Annotated in this window: 18 protein-coding genes; 10 read left to right on the top strand and 8 right to left on the bottom strand. The window is 66.1% G+C overall.

All coding sequences use genetic code 11. From position 1 onward, the window contains the following. Positions 1-9: 9 nt before the first annotated feature. The 5 genes from FBY28_RS21740 to fabG form a co-directional block, all read right to left on the bottom strand. Positions 10-1,053 (bottom strand): TIGR03857 family LLM class F420-dependent oxidoreductase, encoded by a 1,044-nt coding sequence (locus FBY28_RS21740; protein ID WP_141869327.1) that lies wholly within the window; start codon positions 1,051-1,053, stop codon positions 10-12. A 110-nt stretch (positions 1,054-1,163) separates the two neighbouring features. After that, complete coding sequence (locus tag FBY28_RS21735) at positions 1,164-1,886, bottom strand: GntR family transcriptional regulator (protein ID WP_141869326.1); 723 nt, start codon at positions 1,884-1,886, stop codon at positions 1,164-1,166. After that, positions 1,870-3,060, bottom strand: a complete 1,191-nt coding sequence (locus FBY28_RS21730) for an acyl-CoA dehydrogenase family protein (protein WP_141869325.1) — start codon at positions 3,058-3,060, stop codon at positions 1,870-1,872. Before FBY28_RS21730 ends, FBY28_RS21735 begins: the two co-directional genes overlap by 17 nt. Further along, positions 3,053-4,303 carry an acetyl-CoA C-acetyltransferase gene (locus tag FBY28_RS21725; protein WP_141869324.1) on the bottom strand — a complete coding sequence of 417 codons (1,251 nt, stop codon included), beginning with the start codon at positions 4,301-4,303 and terminating at the stop codon, positions 3,053-3,055. The genes FBY28_RS21730 and FBY28_RS21725 overlap by 8 nt, the downstream gene beginning before the upstream one ends. Then, positions 4,303-5,043, bottom strand: a complete 741-nt coding sequence (fabG, locus tag FBY28_RS21720; protein WP_019514530.1) for a 3-oxoacyl-ACP reductase FabG — start codon at positions 5,041-5,043, stop codon at positions 4,303-4,305. The genes FBY28_RS21725 and fabG overlap by 1 nt, the downstream gene beginning before the upstream one ends. A gap of 90 nt (positions 5,044-5,133) precedes the next feature. On the opposite strand from fabG, the gene FBY28_RS26275 reads away from it, so the two are divergent. After that, a complete protein-coding gene (locus FBY28_RS26275) occupies positions 5,134-5,877 on the top strand; it encodes an acyl-CoA dehydrogenase family protein (RefSeq protein WP_286178354.1) in 744 nt (247 codons plus the stop codon). Next, a complete protein-coding gene (locus tag FBY28_RS26270) occupies positions 5,874-6,332 on the top strand; it encodes an acyl-CoA dehydrogenase family protein (RefSeq protein ID WP_286178353.1) in 459 nt (152 codons plus the stop codon). Before FBY28_RS26275 ends, FBY28_RS26270 begins: the two co-directional genes overlap by 4 nt. 8 nt (positions 6,333-6,340) lie before the next feature. Here the strand turns inward: FBY28_RS26270 and FBY28_RS21710 are convergent, their stop codons facing one another. Continuing rightward, positions 6,341-6,793 (bottom strand): MaoC family dehydratase, encoded by a 453-nt coding sequence (locus FBY28_RS21710; RefSeq protein ID WP_019514528.1) that lies wholly within the window; start codon positions 6,791-6,793, stop codon positions 6,341-6,343. Positions 6,794-7,203: 410 nt separating this feature from the next. On the opposite strand from FBY28_RS21710, the gene FBY28_RS21705 reads away from it, so the two are divergent. From FBY28_RS21705 to FBY28_RS21695, 3 genes are read left to right on the top strand one after another with little or no spacing between them, the layout of a single operon-like run. Then, a complete protein-coding gene (locus tag FBY28_RS21705; protein WP_141869323.1) occupies positions 7,204-7,962 on the top strand; it encodes a hypothetical protein in 759 nt (252 codons plus the stop codon). After that, positions 7,959-10,103, top strand: coding sequence for an Rv1355c family protein (locus tag FBY28_RS21700; protein ID WP_141869322.1), 2,145 nt, complete (start codon positions 7,959-7,961; stop codon positions 10,101-10,103). Before FBY28_RS21705 ends, FBY28_RS21700 begins: the two co-directional genes overlap by 4 nt. Then, positions 10,104-11,945: a putative bifunctional diguanylate cyclase/phosphodiesterase gene (locus FBY28_RS21695; protein ID WP_141869321.1), complete on the top strand. Its 1,842-nt coding sequence runs from the start codon at positions 10,104-10,106 to the stop codon at positions 11,943-11,945. Between the two features lie 15 nt (positions 11,946-11,960). Here the strand turns inward: FBY28_RS21695 and FBY28_RS21690 are convergent, their stop codons facing one another. Then, a complete protein-coding gene (locus tag FBY28_RS21690) occupies positions 11,961-12,797 on the bottom strand; it encodes an FAD-binding protein (protein WP_141869320.1) in 837 nt (278 codons plus the stop codon). A 312-nt stretch (positions 12,798-13,109) separates the two neighbouring features. Between FBY28_RS21690 and FBY28_RS21685 the strand changes: the two genes are divergently transcribed. The 5 genes from FBY28_RS21685 to FBY28_RS21665 all read left to right on the top strand — a co-directional run bounded on the left by FBY28_RS21685 (position 13,110) and on the right by FBY28_RS21665 (position 17,931). Then, complete coding sequence (locus FBY28_RS21685; RefSeq protein ID WP_141869319.1) at positions 13,110-14,342, top strand: acyl-CoA dehydrogenase family protein; 1,233 nt, start codon at positions 13,110-13,112, stop codon at positions 14,340-14,342. Next, positions 14,343-15,458: an acyl-CoA dehydrogenase family protein gene (locus FBY28_RS21680; RefSeq protein ID WP_141869318.1), complete on the top strand. Its 1,116-nt coding sequence runs from the start codon at positions 14,343-14,345 to the stop codon at positions 15,456-15,458. It abuts the gene before it with no gap. A gap of 60 nt (positions 15,459-15,518) precedes the next feature. Then, positions 15,519-15,755: a hypothetical protein gene (locus tag FBY28_RS21675; protein ID WP_141869317.1), complete on the top strand. Its 237-nt coding sequence runs from the start codon at positions 15,519-15,521 to the stop codon at positions 15,753-15,755. A gap of 138 nt (positions 15,756-15,893) precedes the next feature. Continuing rightward, positions 15,894-16,475, top strand: a complete 582-nt coding sequence (locus FBY28_RS21670) for a hypothetical protein (protein ID WP_216847887.1) — start codon at positions 15,894-15,896, stop codon at positions 16,473-16,475. 22 nt (positions 16,476-16,497) lie between these two features. After that, positions 16,498-17,931, top strand: coding sequence for an AMP-binding protein (locus tag FBY28_RS21665; RefSeq protein WP_141869315.1), 1,434 nt, complete (start codon positions 16,498-16,500; stop codon positions 17,929-17,931). On the opposite strand, the gene FBY28_RS21660 is transcribed toward FBY28_RS21665, so the two are convergent. Next, complete coding sequence (locus FBY28_RS21660) at positions 17,932-18,735, bottom strand: DUF2127 domain-containing protein (protein ID WP_216847886.1); 804 nt, start codon at positions 18,733-18,735, stop codon at positions 17,932-17,934. Positions 18,736-18,785 lie beyond the last annotated feature (50 nt).

Below are 18,785 nucleotides of genomic sequence, written 5' to 3'. Positions count from 1 at the left end.
CTCCTCAGATCACGACGAGGCGGCTCGGTAGGCCTGCACGATCGGGGCCAGCTCATCGGGTGTCGCGCCGTGCATGATCACCGCATCGGCACCGTAGTCGAACTCCTTGCGGACCCGATCGACGCACTGTCGGGCCGTTCCGGTCGCCGAGGGCTCCAGCCACTCGTCCGGAATCAAGGTGGCGATGTGTTCGATCTGCTCGGCCGTCGCCTTGTGATCGATGCCGCCCCCGATGGATTGCACCACGGTGTCCTCGCGAAAGCGTCGCAGCACAGCGGGATCCCAGCCGTTGGTGCTGACCAGCAGGTCTCCGTAGCCCTGCAGATAGGTGGCCAATCGCGCCACGGTCTTCTTGAGCCGAAGCTCTTCGGGCAGGTGATCGCTGACGGTCGCGAAACACGACCACACCCGTACGCTCGCCGGGTCTCGACCCGCCCGCTCGGCGGCATCCTTGACCGTCTTGACGGCGCGCTGCAGCGTCTCCGGCGTGAAGTACGTGTGCAGGATGACGTCGTCGAAGGCGCGCCCGCCCAGCGCAAGGGTCTGCGGCCCGAAGGCGACGATGGCCAGCCTGATGTCTTCGCGGAAGTCCGAGTCGAGGAACAGCAACGGATACCGTCCGATCGGCCCGTCATGGTCGAAGATCAGCTCGCCGCGCCAGAGTCGGCGCATCACCTCGGCGAAGTCTTCCATCTGCGCGGTGGTCACCGCCGGCACCCCGAACGCGCCGTACAGCGCGGCGATTCCTCTGCCCAGGCCCAGGGTGAACCGGCCGCCGGACAACCGGTGCATGGTCGTGGCCCACGATCCGGTGATCAGCGGATGCCTGGTGTTGTGATTGGTGGCGGCGGTCGCGATCTGCATCCGGCTCGTCACCGCCAATGCCGCGCCGGTCAGCGACGACGCTTCCTTGACGTTCCAGCGCTCGGATATGAAGCCGGTACCGAACCCCAGTTCCTCACCGCGCCGGGCCTCGTCGACCAGGGTGGCAGGGCCTTCGCCGCCGGCACCGGCCAGTAGGTAGTAGCCGAGCTCGTCCAATGACCTAGGCATATTCAGCCACACCCAACCACGTCACTTCCAACCGCGTCACACCCAACCTCCTTGTTGGTAAGCACAATCCCACACCTCGGTGATCGGTCGGCCGACAACGCCGAAGACACTCAGTCGCCCGCTGCCTCCTTGGCGATGACACCACGTGCGATCAGGTGCTCGGTCAAGGGCGCCACACCCACGGTGAAGTGCTCCACGATCGCCCGCCGCGCGGCATCCGGGTCACGACGCTCCAGCGCGTCGATCAGCCGGCGGTGGTCCCTGATCGACTGGGCCGGCCAACCCTCCAAGGTCGGGAACACCGATTCGGGCTGATACCGGGTGATCCCGGACATGAACTGGGTCAGCTTCGACGAGTCGGCGGCAATGTTGATCAGGCGGTGATACTCGTGATTGAGGCGCACAGCGCGGTCCGGGTCGGCGTCCTGGTAAGCACGCTCCAGGTCATCCTGAATGGCCTTCAGTTCCGAAAGCTGTTCGGCGCTGATGTTTTCGGCCGCCCGTGCCGCCAACTCACCCCCGACGTAGGCCTGCACATCGGCGACATCGGCGAGATCACGGGCAGTGAACTCCACCACCATGAACCCGCGTCGCGGATGCTGGACCAGCAGCCCCTCGGCCCGCAGGTTCAGCAGCGCCTCCCGCACCGGGGTGACGCTGATGCCGAGGTCGACGGCCAGCTGGTCCAGACGCAGGTACTCACCGGCCGGGTAGATGCCCTCGAAGATCCGTCGCCGTACCACCCGCGCAACGTCGTCGGACAGCTGCGGCCGGGCGACGAACCCCAGGTCCCGTCGCTTCGCTCGCCCGGGGGTTTCAGAGCCGATACTCATCGAGCAGGTTCTTACTGATGATGGTCTTCTGGATTTCGCTGGTGCCCTCGCCGATCAGCAGGAACGGAGCGTCGCGCATCAGCCGTTCGATCTCGTACTCCTTGGAATAGCCGTAGCCGCCGTGGATCCGGAAGCTCTGCTGGGTCACTTCGGCGCAGAACTCGCTGGCCAGATACTTGGCCATCCCGGCGGCCACATCGTTTCGCTCGCCCGAGTCCTTGAGCCGGGCGGCGTTGACCATCATCAGATGCGCCGCCTCGACCTTCGTCGCCATCTCGGCGAGCTGGAAGGCGATGGCTTGGTGCCCCGCGATCGGCGTACCGAACGTCTCTCGTTGCTGGGCATAGCGTATCGCCAGCTCGAAGGCCCGGATCCCGACACCGCAGGCCCGCGCCGACACGTTCACTCGGCCGACTTCGATACCATCCATCATCTGGATGAAACCCCGACCCGGCGCCGCACCCAACACATCATCGGCCGAAGCCCGGTAGCCGTCGAAGATCAGTTCGGTGGTGTCGATGCCCTTGTAGCCGAGTTTGTCGATCTTGCCAGGGATGGTCAGTCCGGGGACCACCTCCCCGAAGCCGGCCGGCTTCTCGATGAGGAAGGCCGTCAGGTTGCGGTGCGGCTTATCGGCTCCCTCATCGGTTTTCACCAATGCGGCCACCAGCGTCGAGCTCCCGCCGTTGGTCAACCACATCTTCTGCCCGGTGATCACGTAGTCGTTCCCGTCGCGCACACCCCTGGTGCGGATGGCGGCCACATCCGAACCCAACTCGGGCTCGGACATCGAGAATGCCCCGCGGACCTCCCCGGTCGCCATCCGCGGGAGATACCGCTGTTTCTGGGCTTCGGTACCGTGCTGGCGGATCATGTAGGCGACGATGAAGTGTGTGTTGATGACTCCGGACACACTCATCCAGCCGCGGGCCAGTTCTTCCACGCACAGCGCGTAGGTCAGCAGCGACTCCCCCAGCCCGCCGTACTCTTCGGGGATCATCAGGCCGAACAGACCCATCTCCCGCATCTGGTCGACGATGTGCTGCGGATAGGCGTCCGCGTGCTCGAGTTCCTGCGCGTTCGGGATGATCTCCCTGTCCACGAATTGGCGTACGGTGGCGATGATCTCGGCCTGGACGTCGGTCAGTCCGGCGGTCTGAGCGAGCTTAGTCATGGGCGATCTCGCTTCGCTTCTCGCTGGTCATCAGAGGAGTCCGTTCGAATACGGCGGCCAGGCCCTGACCGCCACCGATACACATGGTCTCCAGCCCATAGCGGGCGTCTCGTCGCTCGAGTTCGCGAGCCAGCGTTGCCAGCATCCGGCCGCCGGTCGCCCCCACCGGATGTCCCAGCGAGATCCCGGACCCGCGAACGTTGGTGCGCTCGAAGTCGGCAAGGCCGAACCCCCACTCTCGGGTGCAGGCCAGGGCCTGCGCAGCGAATGCCTCGTTGAGTTCGATGACGTCAATCTGGGCAAGCGACAGGCCTGCGCCGGCAAGGGCGCGGGCCGTCGCCGGTACGGGCCCTATCCCCATGATGTCCGGCCCGACGCCTGCCACCGCCCAGGACACCAATCGCACAAGGGGTTTGAGTCCGAGGTCGGCGGCGCGTTCGGGTGTGGTGACGATGCACATGGACGCTGCGTCGTTCTGTCCGCTGGAGTTGCCCGCGGTGACGGTGGCATCCGGGTCGTTCTTGCCGAGCACGGGGCGCAGCCTGCTCAGTTTCTCCAGTGAGGTATCGGCGCGGGGGTGTTCGTCGACGGAGATCACTTTTTCGCCGGACCGGTCGGTAACCGTCACCGGGATGATCTCGTCGGCCAAGACCCCGTCGTTCTGGGCCGCGACCGCGTTCTGGTGCGAGCGGACCGCCAGTTCGTCCTGCTCGGTCCGCGAGATGCCGTAGCGGCGGCGCAGATTCTCGGCGGTCTCGAGCATGCCGCCGGGCACGGGATGAAACCTGCCGCCTGCGGTGGTCCGGCCGCGAGCCAGGCCGTCGTGAACGGCGATACCGCCCCGGGACCCGCCCCAGCGCATATCGGTGGAATAGAAGGCCACGTTGCTCATCGACTCGGCGCCGCCGGCGATCACCAGATCGCTTCCGCCACTGCCGACTTGCAGTGCCGCCTGGATGACTGCCTGCAGCCCCGATCCGCAACGACGGTCGATCTGCATACCCGGCACGGTGGTGGGCAGACCGGCATCGAGGGCCACCACGCGGCCGATTGCCGGTGCCTCGCTGGACGGATAGCAGTGTCCCAACACGACATCGTCGATATCGCCGGGATCGATCCCGGTGCGCTCCAGCAGACCCTGCAGTGCGGCGACACCGAGATCAACCGCGGTCAGCGCCGCGAACATCCCGCCGTAGCGGCCGATCGGTGTGCGCACCGGTTCGCAGATGACGGTGTCGCGCACTAGATGTGCCGCCCGCCGGTCACTTCGAGCACCGTGCCGGTCATATAGGACGACAGATCCGAGGCCAGGAACAGTGCCACCGAGGCGACCTCACTGGGTTCGGCGGCGCGGCCCATCGGGATCTCGGCAAGCTTCTGGTCCCAGATCCGTTGCGGCATGGCCTCGGTCATCGCCGACCGGATGAGTCCGGGCTGGATGGCGTTGACCCGCACACCGAGATGGGCCACTTCCTTGGCGGCCGCCTTGGTCAAACCGACGATGCCGGCCTTTGCCGCCGAGTAGTTGGTCTGCCCCACCAGCCCGACCTTGCCGGAGATCGACGAGATATTGACGATGGCACCGCTTTTCGCTTCCCGCATGATGTTTGCGGCCAACCGGGTGCCGTTCCACGACCCCTTCAGATGTACCGAGATGACCTGATCGAACTGCTCCTCGGTCATCTTGCGCATGGTGGCGTCGCGGGTGATACCTGCGTTGTTGACCATGACGTCCAGGCTGCCGAAGGTGTCGACGGCCGCGCCGACGAGTGCGCCGACCTCGCCGGCGTCGGTGACATCGCACCGCACCGCCTTGGCCACCGAGCTACCACCAAGACGCTGCACCGCTGCCTCGGTGGCCTCCGGGTTCAGGTCGCCGAGCACCACCCGGGCGCCTTCGGACACGAACCGCTCGGCGATGGCGAATCCGATTCCCTGGGCACCACCGGTGATCACCGCTGTCCGGCCGTCCAACAAAGCCATGAATCCACCCTCCTCAGGCACGAGCCTTCAAAAACATAAAATATGATATTTGTGGATCAAACCACATCCGGACGTACAGGAGGGCCCCAGATGGCCGAGAGCGTCACCGCACCACCGTCACCAGAGACCGTCTCGGATGCCGACTTTGCCGATATCCTCGCGGCCACCAAGCAGTTCATCCGCACCCAGGTGGTGCCGAGGGAACACGAGATCATGTCCACCGACCGGGTGCCCGACGACCTGCGGGACCAAGCCAAGAAGATGGGCCTGTTCGGGTATGCCATTCCCCAGGAATGGGGCGGGCTGGGACTGAACCTCGTCCAGGACGTCGAGCTGGCTTTCGAGTTCGGCTACACCAGCCTGGCGCTACGTTCCATGTTCGGCACCAACAACGGCATCGCCGGTCAGGTCCTGGTCGGCTTCGGCACCGACGAGCAGAAGACCCGATGGTTGGAGGGAATAGCCTCGGGCGCGGTGGTCGCGTCCTTCGCGCTCACCGAGCCAGGGGCCGGTTCGAACCCGGCCGGGTTGCGCACCAAGGCCGTTCGCGATGGTGACGGATGGGTGATCACCGGCCAGAAACAGTACATCACCAACGCTCCGGACGCCGATCTGTTCATCGTCTTCGCCCGCACCCGACCCGCGGATGCCGATGGTCCCGGTATCGCGGTCTTCCTGGTGCCCGCGGACGCAGCGGGCGTCACCGTCGGCGCCAAGGACGCCAAGATGGGCCAGGAGGGCGCCTGGACCGCCGATGTGAACTTCGACGAGGTGCGCGTCGGCAACGACACCCTCATCGGGGAAGCGAAGACATCGGCTACCGGGCGGCGATGACGTCGCTGGCACGGGGGCGGGTACACATCGCCGCGCTGGCCGTCGGCAGTGCGCAGCGCGCACTCGACGAGTCGGTCTCCTACGCCGCGACCGCCACCCAGGGCGGGACGCCGATCGGCAGCTTCCAACTGGTACAGGCGATGCTCGCCGACCAGCAGACCGGGGTCATGGCCGGCCGGGCAATGGTCCGTGAGGCCGCTCGCCTCTGGGTCACCGGCGAGGACCGCCGCATCGCACCGTCGTCGGCGAAGCTCTTCTGCACCGAGATGGCAGGCAAGGTCGCCGATCTCGCCGTCCAGATCCACGGCGGTAGCGGCTACATGCGCGAGGTTCCCGTGGAGCGCATCTACCGCGAGGTTCGGTTACTGCGCCTCTACGAGGGCACCAGCGAGATCCAGCGGCTCATCATCGGCGGTGGGCTGGTCAAGAATGCCCAGCGCCAGATGACGAGCTGAGCCGTCCGCTAGGCGATATAGCGGATGATGGACTCTGCGACGGCGGCCGGCTTCTCGGATCCTTCGATCTCCACGGTGATGGTGACCGTCGACTGAGCGGCACCCGCCAGCTCGGCCACATCGGTGATGACCGCGCGCGCCCGGATGCGCGCACCGACCTTGACCGGGGTGATGAACCGCACCTTGTTGTAGCCGTAGTTCACCGCCAGCGAGATGCCCTTCACACCGTAGAGGTGGTGCGAGAAGTAGGGCAGCAGTGACAACGTCAGCAGCCCGTGGGCGATGGTTCCACCGAATGGTCCGCTCGCCGCACGTTCGGGTTCGACGTGGATCCACTGCCGATCCTCGGTGGCTTCGGCAAATTGGTTCACGCGCGCCTGGTCGATCTCCAGCCAGTCGGTCGGCCCGAGCTCGGTGCCTGCCGCGCCCACCAGTTCGTCCAGACTCTCGAAAACCTTCATGCGCACTCCTCCAGTCGACAACGGTTGCCCCGTCATGCATAGCCTCCCGTTCGCGCCGCATCGGCACCGGGTGGGCCCACGCGACACCTGACGTTCACGTGCAAGAGCAGCGAATTGACCGAACGCCCCAACTTTCACCCGCGTCGTAGAAAACTCGGCGGGACGATGACAGAATTTGCCGCAACTGACGCTGGCGATAATTTTGCCAGAGTCAGACGCATTTCAATTATCGGTCGGTGAATTGCTGCGATCCTTGAATAGCGATTCTGGCAACTACTGTCAGTCCATGACACTTATTTAAATCTGGCATTTGCGCAGGATATAGCGATACTTAACCCGACTATTTGAAATTATCCAGGGACCATACGCCCGCGTGGCAACCTCCCTGTACTGATCGGTGGGTCAAGTTTATGAGCGTGTCAATCGCCGAGGCCAGCGTTAGCGCACTCCCGGACAATGCGTCGGTTCAGTGGTGGGATCGCGACACCGAGTGCACCCTGGTGCTCGCGACGCCGGCGGCCGAACCCGAACTATGGGACGACTTCCTCGACGGCGCCCTGCGCAGTTATCGCAAACACGGGGTCGAAAAGGCAATCGAGCCGAGTGCGGTGGCCGACCCCGCCACCACCTCGCTGTTCCTGACCGCGATCGACGATGCGGGTCGGGTGATCGGCGGCGTGCGCGCCCAAGGGCCCTACCGTCAGGCCGACGAATCGCATGCCCTCGTGGAATGGGCCGGCCAGAACGCTTTGCCGAGAGTCCGCAAGATGATCGCCGACCGCATCCCGTTCGGCGTCGTCGAGATCAAGACCGCATGGACGGCCGACGACCGTCGGGGTGACCGCGAGCGCACTCGCCTGCTCACCCCGGCGCTGGCACGCATGCCGCTGCACTCGACGCTGGTGCTTGGCGCTAAGTTCGCGATGGCCACCGCGGCGGCGCATGTCCTGGCGCGCTGGGAATCCTCGGGAGGTGTCGTTGCCACCCGCATCCCAGCCACGCCGTACCCCGACGAGAGATATGAGACGAAGATGATGTGGTGGGACTACGCGGAATTCACCCGCACCGCCGACCCGGACCAGATCCTCGCGATCCGCGCCGAGGCGCGGGCACTCGCCCCGATGCTCGAGGGCGCCGACGCAGTCCCGGCGATGTTGACCGGCCTGTGACCGATACACACGCCGCCGTCGTTCTCACCGAAGATCATCCCGAAGACGCAAAACTGTTATGGCAGTTGCGCGCCCGGGCCGATATCGAATTCGTCGACAACATCGGCAGGCAACACAACGCGCTGGCATCCCTGACACCGCCGGTCGACGCCGACATGCTCGCCGAACCGCATCGATGGGTCTACTACCCATGGCGACGGTCCGTGGTGGGCATGTTGGGTCCGCGCGCCTACCGACGGTTGCGGCTGGATCGCAACCGAAACCTGATCACCGACTCCGAGCAGCACACCCTGGCAGCGCTGCGGATCGGCGTGATCGGTCTCAGTGTCGGACACGTGATCGCCCATACCCTTGCCGCACAGGGGATCTGCGGTGAGCTACACCTCGCGGACTTCGACGAGCTCGAGGCCGCAAACCTCAATCGGGTGCCTGCCACCGTCTTCGACGAAGGGGTCAACAAGGCCATCATCGCGGGCCGTCGCATCGCCGAACTGGATCCGTACGTGCGGGTACAGGTACACCCCGAGGCTGTCACCGCCGACACCATCGATGCCTTCCTCGACGGACTGGACATCATCGTCGAGGAATGTGACTCGCTGGACACCAAGGCACTGGTCCGCGAAGCGGCCAGGCACAGGCGGATCCCGGTGTTGATGACCACCAGCGACCGCGGACTGGTCGACGTCGAGCGTTTCGACATCGAGCCCGATCGCCCGATCTTGCACGGAATGCTGGGCACGGTGAACACCACGGATCTGGCCGGGCTGAGCAGCACCGACAAGGTGCCCTACGTGCTCGGCCTGCTGGACGCCAAGTCGCTGTCCCCGCGCATGGCGGCTTCATTGTGCGAAGTCGGCGAAACACTATCGACCTGGCCGCAATTGGCCGGTGAGGTGGTTCTCGGTGCCGCACTCATCGCCGAGTCCGTTCGCCGGATCGGCCTCGGCGAGCCGTTGGCATCCGGACGGACCCGGTTGGATGTCGCAGCCGCCCTTGACAGTGTGACCGATCCGCTCCACACACCGCGGTCCCCGCACGACGCCGGAGTCGAACTCGACGGCGAACAAACCGAATTCGATTCTGTTCTGGACGCCATGGCCTACGCCGCGCATCGGGCACCGTCGGGCGGCAACTCCCAGCCGTGGTCGATCGCGGTCCGCGAGGACAGCCTCGATCTACACATCGACCCGCGGCGCACCAGCCAGATGGATGTCGAGTTCCGCGGTAGCGCAGTCGCACTCGGCGCTGCGGCGCTGAACGCCCGAATCGCGGCGGCGGCGCACGGGCACGGAACGCGACTGCACACCGGAGACGGGGAGCACACACCGCTGACGATTTCGGTGGAACTGGCGGGAGCAGCGGATCCCGCACTCGCCGAGATGTACGAGCCGATGCTCGAACGCAGCACGAACCGCCACCTCGGGGTACCGGTGGCCTTCAGCGCCGAGCTGCGGGAGGCACTGCACGCGGCGGCGCTCGCCCACGGTGGCCGGTTGCGGCTGATCACCGAGCGCGACGAAATTCGGGAATGTGCCGAGGTTCTCGCCGCCGCCGATCGAATTCGCTATCTGACCAATCGACTCCATTCGGAGATGTTTGCTGAGATCTGGTCACCCGGCGATCCGGCGCCCGAGTACGGCATCGACGTGCGCACGCTGGAGTTGGCGCCATCCGATCTGGCGGTACTCGACGTCTTGCGCCGTTCGGACGTGATGGGCGAATTGGCCCGGTGGGACGCGGGTTCGGCGCTGGGCAACAATACACGTGACCGGGTTGGCGGAGCCTCGGCCGTGGCCGTCATCACCACCGACGGCCATGACCTCGCCGACTACGCGCGGGCGGGGGCTGCGGTCGAAGCGGTGTGGATCACTGCCCAGACAGCGGGTTTGGCCACGCAGCCGGTGTCGCCCGCCTTCCTCTACGCCCACACAGATCACGAATTGGCAGAGTTGGCCCCGGCATATCCCGAACAACTCGGGCGCCTGCAATACACTCTCCGCAGGCTCACCGGAACACCGCCGGAGGAAGCGCAGGCATTGGTCATGAAGATCACCAGTGCACCGCGCCCGTCCCTGCGGAGTCGCCGGAGCCCACTGCTCCACACAACGTCGCGCCCCGCGACACCACATCGAGAGGTCTAGGTGCCCCGCAGCCTCGAACTTGTCGTCACGGCGGCCGCGACGCGACTCAGCGCCGTCGACGCCGCGACCGCAGCGAGCGTGAGCCAGCAGGTACTTGCCGAACTGGTCACCTACTTCAATGTCGATTTCAGCTTCCTGCGCCACAACGACCATGCGATCCATGCAACCCGCTTGATCGCCGACTGGCCGCCGCGTCCGGCAGATCTCGATCCCGATCCACTCGAACTGATCTATTTCGCCGATGCCGACCCGGTGTTCGCCATGGCCGAGCACCTCAAGGAACCGACAGTGTTCCGGCCCGAGGCCACCGACGACTATCAGCACACCATCGAGGCGGGACGGCAGATACCGACCACCTCGATGGCCTGCGTGCCGCTGTTGTCCGGCGACGTGACCACCGGGGTGCTGGGCTTCGTCAAGGTCGGCGTCAGGGAGTGGAGCTCGGAGGAACTCAACGCCCTGGTGGCGATCGCCACCCTGTTCGCCCATGTGCAGGCACGGGTGGAAGCCGAGGACCGCCTGCGGTTCCTGGCCGAGCACGACGACCTCACCGGACTGCACAACCGACGCGCACTGGTGGCCCAGTTGGATTCCCGGCTCACCGAAGGCGAGCCGGGACCCGTCGCGGCCCTCTACGTCGACATCGACCGGCTCAAGGCGATCAACGACTACCTCGGCCACACCGCTGGCGATTCCTTCCTCCGCGTGATCGCCGATCGTCTCACCGAAGCCGTGGGCATCGGCATGATCGCCCGCCTGGGCGGTGACGAGTTCGTGGTGGTGCCGGACTCCCCCACCACCATCGACAAGGGCGAAGCCCTGGCCCACCAGATCCAGGACCTGCTTTCCCAGCGGGTACCCATCGACGGCGAGATGGTGACCCGGTCGGTGAGTATCGGTGTCGCAGTGGGTGTTCCGGGCCGACACTCAACCTCCGACCTGATGCGCCGGGCAGATCAGGCGATGCTGACCGCAAAGAAGGCCGGCGGCAACGAGGTAACGGTGTACTCGGATGCGATCGCAGCGGAGAGCGAGTTACGCAACGATATCGAATTGCACCTGCAGAACGTCATCGAGACCGGCGCCCTGTTCCTGCGCTTCCTACCCGAGATCGACATGCGCACCGGCAAAGTGCTCGCCACCGAGGCCCTGGTCCGCTGGCAGCATCCCACCCGTGGCCTGCTGTCGCCCGACGCCTTCATCGGGGTTGCCGAGTCCATCAATCTGGCCGGCGAACTGGGACGGTGGGTCATGCGCACCGCTTGTGCGGAGTTCGCCCGCTGGCAGGCTGCCGGCGTCGGACACGATATCGTCCTGCGGGTCAACGTGTCACCGGTGCAACTGGTGGCCGACGGTTTCGTCGAGTCGGTCGCGGCGATACTCGACGAGTACACCATCGACCCCGCATCGATCTGCCTGGAGATCACCGAGAGCGTCGTGGTCCAGGACATCGACACCACACGCATCACCCTCGCCGGTCTCCACAAGGTGGGCGTGCAGGTCGCCATCGATGATTTCGGCACCGGATACAGCGTGCTGTCGCTGCTGAAATCCCTTCCGGTGGAGGCATTGAAGATCGACAAGAGCTTCGTTCGTGACCTGGGATCCAGCCCGGGGGATCTCGCCATCGTGCGCGCGATCGTTGCGCTGGCCGAGGCGTTCGGACTGCAACTGGTCGCCGAGGGTGTGGAAACCGAGGCCGCCGCCGTGACGCTGTTACGCCATGGTTGCCATCGCGCTCAAGGCTTTCTGCTCTCTCGCCCCATCTCCGGTGAGGACATGGAGTCGCTGCTGCGCAGGGGCCACGTCCCGGTGGATTTCACACCGGGACTTCGACCCTGACGGGCCGCCACCCGCTCATGTCGCGGGCGGTGGCTCGACCTCGCGCAGCACCTCCAGCCGGCCGAAGCGGCCCGCTCGCCTACCGACGAGACCGATCCGGTCGCCGGCGTCGAGGCGCTGCTCGACCGGCACGACCTGGGTGCCCGTGATCGCCACGCCGATCCGGGCACGCACTGCCCAGGGGCCCTCCGGGGTATCGAGAACGACACCGTCGACCCAACCATCCTCACCGAACACCAGGCGTTGCAGCGTGCACTCCTCGGAGATCTCGATCCCCCGGTCGTCGGCCATCTCGTCGAGAAAATCGCCGAGAGTCCGCCCCGGCGTGGCCACCTCACCCAGTACGGCGACATCGACGGCCGTTCCGTCGGTACTGCACATCGGCACGGTCGGCCAGTAGTCCACTCTGGTGAACAGCACGCCGAAGGGCGACCCCAGACAGGTTGCCGCCCAATCCCACAACCGGGAACCCACGAACGTGTCGAGCGGGCGACGACGGTTCGGCTCGGCACGCTCGACGCGGTACACCTCGCTCGTCGCCAAGTCGGGTGCATCGGCGGTCGGCAGTTCGGCGCTCAGCGCGTCGAAGTAATCCGCGGTCGCCGGGTCGTCGAGTCGAGGCAGCCAGCCGTGGATACCGTCGTCATGGCCACCGTGGACCGCCGAGGCGGGTCTGGCCACCACGATCTCGAGGTCGCCGGCGGCCGCGGCGATGGCGCATGCCAGACCTGCCGGTCCGGCACCGACAGCGACGACGTCAGCCTCGTAATCCCAATCATGGCTGTCACCGTTGCCATAGCTGAACTCGTCATGGGAGTCGGCACCATTGCCGTGCGACTCGCGGCCGGTCATGCCTCTCCAACCACAGCTACGTGGCCGCTACGCCCCGCCATATGACGTGGAAACGGCTGCGCCGCGTTCCGCGCGGGGGGACGGTCGCCTTTGCCAGCATGGGCTGCGGCAACGTCCTGACGATAGAATTCGACACCTCGGCCCCGTCGCCGGCCGGTTGCCTCCGTCGTCATCGGGGGCTGCAGACAGATCATTCGCACGAGCCACCCTATGTCGCCGTGGCCGCAGAACAACCATGGCCGGGGTTTCCCAACACCATGTCGGGCTGCTAGTTATATAGCTAGGTTAGATAGCCGAAGACAAGGAGAGCCCGTGGACCTGAGCTGGTCAGAGGCGGACGCCGCGTTCCGCGATGAGGTCCGCCAGTTCATGGCGGAGAAGATGACGCCGGAGATCTCCCGGGCCGGCCGGCTGATGACCAGCGTCTACAGCGATCACGAGGCCAGCCTGGCGTGGCAGGCCATCCTGCACGAACGTGGCTGGGCGGCGCCGGCATGGCCGCTGGAGTACGGCGGCTGTGACTGGAGCCTGACCCAGCACTACATCTTCAGCCGCGAATCCCAACTCGCCGGAGCGCCCTCGCTCTCACCGATGGGCATCCGGATGGTCGCCCACGCGATCGTGAAATTCGGCACACCCGAACAGAAAGAGTTCTTCCTACCGCGCATCCTCACCGCCGAGGTCTTCTTCTGTCAGGGCTACTCCGAGCCCGAGTCCGGTTCCGACCTCGCCTCTTTGAGCATGGCCGCCACCGATGATGGCGATCACCTGGTCTGCACCGGCAGCAAGATCTGGACCACCCACGCCACCGAGGCGAATTGGATGTTCGCGCTGGTGAGAACCTCTCGCACGGGCAAGAAACAGCACGGCATCACCTTCGTCCTTGTCGATATGACCACCCCTGGTATCCAGGTGCGCCCGCTGGTCATGACCTCCGGCGAAGAAGTCCAGAGCCAGGTTTTCTTCGACGCGGTCCGCATTCCGAAGGCCAACATCCTCGGCAACATCGACGAGGGTTGGACCGTGGCCAAGTACCTGCTCGAATTCGAGCGCGGCGGCGGCGCCACGGCGCCGGCGCTCCAGGTGATGGCCGAGGACATCGCACAGGTCGCGGCGAGGCAACCAGGCCCCGGCGGCGGTGTCCTCATCGACGACCCCGCCTTTGCCAGGAAACTCGCCGACGCGCGCATCCGCACCGAGGTGCTGGAGATTCTCGAATACCGCGTCCTGGCAGCACTTGCCGGCGGAGGGAATCCCGGTGCGGCCTCCTCGATGCTGAAGGTGATCTCCACCGAACTGAGCCAAACGCTGACCGAACTCGCATTGGAGGCGGCCGGACCGCGCGGGCGGGTCTACCAACCGCACGCGACGTGCCCGGGCGGGCCGATCGCCGATTTCGAACCTCCGGCCGACGGCTATGTGTCAGGTGAACCGTGGCAGGCCGTTGCACCGCTTCGTTACTTCAACGACCGAGCCGGCTCGATCTACGCGGGCAGCAACGAGATTCAGCGAAACATCCTCGCCAAAGCAGAGTTGGGACTCTAGATGGACTTCACCCTGACCGACGAACAGGACCTGCTGCGCAACGGGCTGAACAAGTTTCTCTCATCGCGTTACAGTCTCGAATCCAGCCGCGCGGCAGCAAAACTCGGGCCGGGTTGGCAGCCCGCCATCTGGCGGGCGTTCGCCGACGAACTGGGCATCCTCGGGGCGGCGCTGCCCGAGCGGGTCGGCGGGATCGGAGGCGGGCCGGTCGAGGTGATGGTGATCGCCGAAGAGCTGGGCCGGGCGCTGGTCATCGAGCCCTACGTCGACACCGTGGTGGTCGCCTCCGGCCTGCTGCAGCGTGCCGGAGGCGATATCGCCGATGCGCTACTGGAGCGGATCGCGGGCGGCGAGGCCATCGTGTCGCTGGCCGCCGCCGAAACGTCATCCGGGGATCGCTGGCAGGACGCCTCCACCACCGCCGTCGCCGACGATGCGGGCTGGGTGCTCGACGGCGCCAAGATCGCGGTGCCCAACGCTCCGCTGGCCACACACCTGCTGGTGACTGCCACCACGTCAGCGGGGCTGTCACTGTTCCTCGTCGACCTGGCCGGCCAGCCCGCCGGCCTGAGCATGCACGGTTATCGCACCATCGACGACCGCCGCGCGGCTGATATCGAACTCGTCGGCGTCCCGGCGATCATGCTCGGCACCGACGGTCAGGCCTGGGACTCGCTGGCACGCGCGCGCGAAGAAGGCGCCGCGGCGGTGGCCGCAGAGACCGTGGGTTGCATGCGGAAGGTGTTGGCCGACACCGTCGAGTACTGCAAACAACGTCACCAGTTCGGCACGCCGATCGGCAGCTTCCAGGTGTTGCAGCACCGGATGGTGGACATGCACATGGAGGTGGAGCAGTCGGTGGCCGCGGTGTACCTCGCCGTACTCAACCTCGACGCCGACGCCGACCAGCGGGCAAGAGCGGTATCGGCGGCGAAGGCGACCGTCGGCCGGGCAGCCCGGTTTGTCGGCCAGAACGCGGTGCAACTGCACGGTGGGATGGGGATGACCGAGGAGTTGGCCATCGGCCATTACTTCAAGCGGTTGACGGCCATGCAATACGAGTTCGGTTCCACCGACAGCCACACCATGCGATACGCGGAGCTCACGCGCCCCTGAGACCTTCTCCTCAAATCTTTGCTGCCATCGCCGCTTGACGATGGGTACGCTGATCTTGTCATGGAGATCTCAGCGCTCACCGTTGCTGCCTACCTGGTGGTCGGCGTGGTGAGTGGCGCCTGGTTCTGGCGCGTCATCCGACTCAGCGGACACCGGGTCAACCTCGCGTTGGTCTTGGTGAGCGCGGTGTTCGGCGGACTCTGGCCGCTCATGATGCCCGGAGTGACGCTCTATCGGTTCGCGCTCGGGCGGCCCGGCCGGCGGCCCTGCGAGGTATCCGCGGCTACGCACGGCTGATCCCACCACTGCTGGACAGTTGTCTGGTCATGCCCGCAATGTCGGACCCGACTGTGCGCACCGGACGTGTTCAGCACCGATAATCCCTTGTCGAAGCCGCGCATTGCGATTCGACCGGCGCAGCTCTATCTTGGACACATGTCCAGCGCAGCGGCGGCTGATGTCACCTACCTGTGGGACCAGGCGTCCCGGCGCAAGCGCACCCACCGTCAGGTGTTCGGCGCCGCGACGGCGATCCTGGACGCCCGTGCCGAACTGTCGCTGGCCGAACTCGCCGCACGGGCACGGATCACGCCGGCCGCCGTCTCGGCCCACTTCCCGACCGTCGACACCGTCTTCGCCGAGCTGTACCTGACCCGCCTGCACGATCTGGCCCTGGTCATCGATCCGACCGCGCCGATGCGCGCCAGGGTCGGCGACCAACTGCGCGCGATCACACTGGTGATGGCCGATGAGCCGTTGCTCGCGGCGGCGTGCGCCAGGGCGCTGCTGTGCGAGGACGACGATTCGGTCGCCGGGGTGCGCGCACGGGTGGCCGCCGAGGTGCACCGCCGCAGCGCTGCCGCGCTCGGGGAGGGAGCATGGCCGGAAGTTCTCGAAACCGTGGAGACGCTGTTCTGGGGTGCCCTATTGCAGGTACGCGCCGGGGTCATGAGCTACCGCGACATGGCCGACCGGCTGGACACCATGCTCGCACTGGTCTTGCCAGATATCGATTGAGCACCGCGTAACGTCACCGGCGATGAGCATCGATCTGATCCATGAGCTGGTGTCGGCCGCGGCCGCGGAAGCTCCGGACCGCGCCGCCGTCATCGGAGCCGACGGTGAATCGATCAGCTTCGCGCGGTTCGACTCTCAGGTTCGTCGGCTCGCATCCTGGGTGGCTGCACACAGCGCGCCCGGGGATCGCATCGCGGTGGTCGCTGACAACAGTCCCGACTATGCCCGGCTCTACTACGCCGTCCCGCGCAGCGGCCGCGTCCTCACCTTGATCAACCAACGCCTCAGCGCCACAGAGCAGCTCACCGCACTCGGTTCGGCCGAGCCCACGCTGGTGCTCGGCGACCGCGGTTACCTGGATACGCTCCCCCATTCCTCGGTGCGGTTCGACGATGTCGACTGGGAACGGTTTCCCGCCGATGAGTCCGCCGACATCCCAGCGCCCGACGATCCGGCCTGGCTGCTGTTCACCAGCGGTTCGACCGGCACTCCCAAGGGGGTGCTGCACACCCACCGGTCGATCACCACAGCGGTGCGCGGCACGGTGGCGGGCCGGGCGGTGCCCTCCGGTGGGGTCTATCTGCTGCCGTTCCCGATGTGTCACATCGCCGGCTACAACATGCTGGTCCACCATTCCCGCGCCTCGACGGTGCTGCCGGTGGCGGCTTTTCGGCCCGATACCTTCGTCTCCACGGTGCACGCGCACGGTGTCACGTCGTGTTCGTTGGCCCCGACCATGTTGCACAGCCTGTTGGCCCATCTCGAGGAGACCGGACAGACTCTGCCGACCCTGCGCGATATCGGCTATGGCTCGGCGGCCATCCCGGCCGATCTGCTGCGCCGCGCCGTGGACATGTTGGGAGTGGGATTCCACCAGGGCTACGGCATGACCGAAACCGGCGGCAACGTCACCTTTCTGGGACCGGACGACCATCGCAGCGCAGACCCGGCAATCCTGCGCAGTGCCGGCCGGCCACACGCCGAGGTCGAGGTCCGGATCGCGGTGAACGGTGAAATCCTGGTCCGTGGGGCACAGGTCGCCGCCCGGTACTGGCCGGACAGCCCGGTGACCGTCGACGGCTGGTTGCACACCGGTGATATCGGCGTCCTCGACGAGCACGGCAGGCTGGTGGTCACCGACCGGCTCAAGGACGTCATCATCACCGGTGGTGAGAACGTCTCCTCCCGAGAGGTCGAGGATGTGCTGTCACTGCATCCATGCGTGGGACAGGTCGCGGTCGTCGGCGTCCCGGATCCCTACTGGGGCGAGGCGATCTGCGCCGTCGTCGTGGCGGTGGCACCGGTACGCGCCGACGAGCTGATCACCCATGTGCGCGCCCGGCTCGCTGCGTTCAAACGCCCGAGGCATGTGCTCTTCGTCGACCGGCTGCCATTGACCAGTAACGGCAAGGTGGCCAAGGAGGCGGTGCGCCATCAGGCCCGCGCGGCGGTGTGATCAGGCGCGGTTCAGGCCGGCGCGCTCGACGCTGAGCAGACTCTCGGTGTGATGCTCACCGCGGTAGGCCGCGCCGCCGCCGTTGAGTCCGAACAGCCGCTTGCTCCACAACAACCACACCACCGCCACGATGTTGATCACCACCGCAAGCACCCGGAGTGCGGTGACCTTCTCGGTCAGCTCGTAGATCTCCAGCGGTAGAAAGGCACTGGTGGCGATGACGGCGAAATACTCGCCCCACCGTTTCATCGACCACAGCCCGACGGCCTCGATCAATTCGATGAGGGCATAGCCGATCAGGCCGACGCCGACCCACAGCAGGGTGGTCTCCGACAGCGTGAATGCCTCCCCGATGTGCTGCACGATCTTCGAGTCATCGATGTTCCAACCGATCTGATCGCTGAGCGGCTTGATCAACGGCAACTCGGCCTCGAACTTCTGCTGGTACTCGGCGCGCGCGCCGCGCAGCTTGAACACCGCCACCGCACACAACAGGACGATCAGCGCCCGGACGACCCGTTCGACGGCCAGTACCCGCATCAGGGTGCGGTCGCGCAGCAACCGGCCACGCGGTACCTCGGGCGCGGTATCGGCAGGACCGCTCCCGCGCGGCGGACCCACGACGAACGTTTCGCACCGCAGGCAGCGCCACGCCTCCCCGACCGGGGTATCCACCCGCAGCCGGTCGCGCAACTCGGGCTCGTCGGGGGCGAAGGTCGCGTGCCCGTGCAGACCGCACGACCGCAGCGCGAAATCGATCCGCATCGCATCCTCCCGGCGCCGGCCCGCCATCTCGGCGCGCATCCTCGTACCCCCAGCGTACGAGGACGCCTATGGCGTCAACACGCCGGTCA

Origin of the sequence: Arthrobacter sp. SLBN-53 (genome assembly GCF_006715585.1) — a bacterium.
Classification (GTDB): Bacteria; Actinomycetota; Actinomycetes; order Mycobacteriales; family Mycobacteriaceae; genus Mycobacterium; species Mycobacterium neoaurum_A.
Note: the sequence above shows the minus strand (reverse complement) of the source record. Positions and strands in the feature narration are given on the sequence as shown.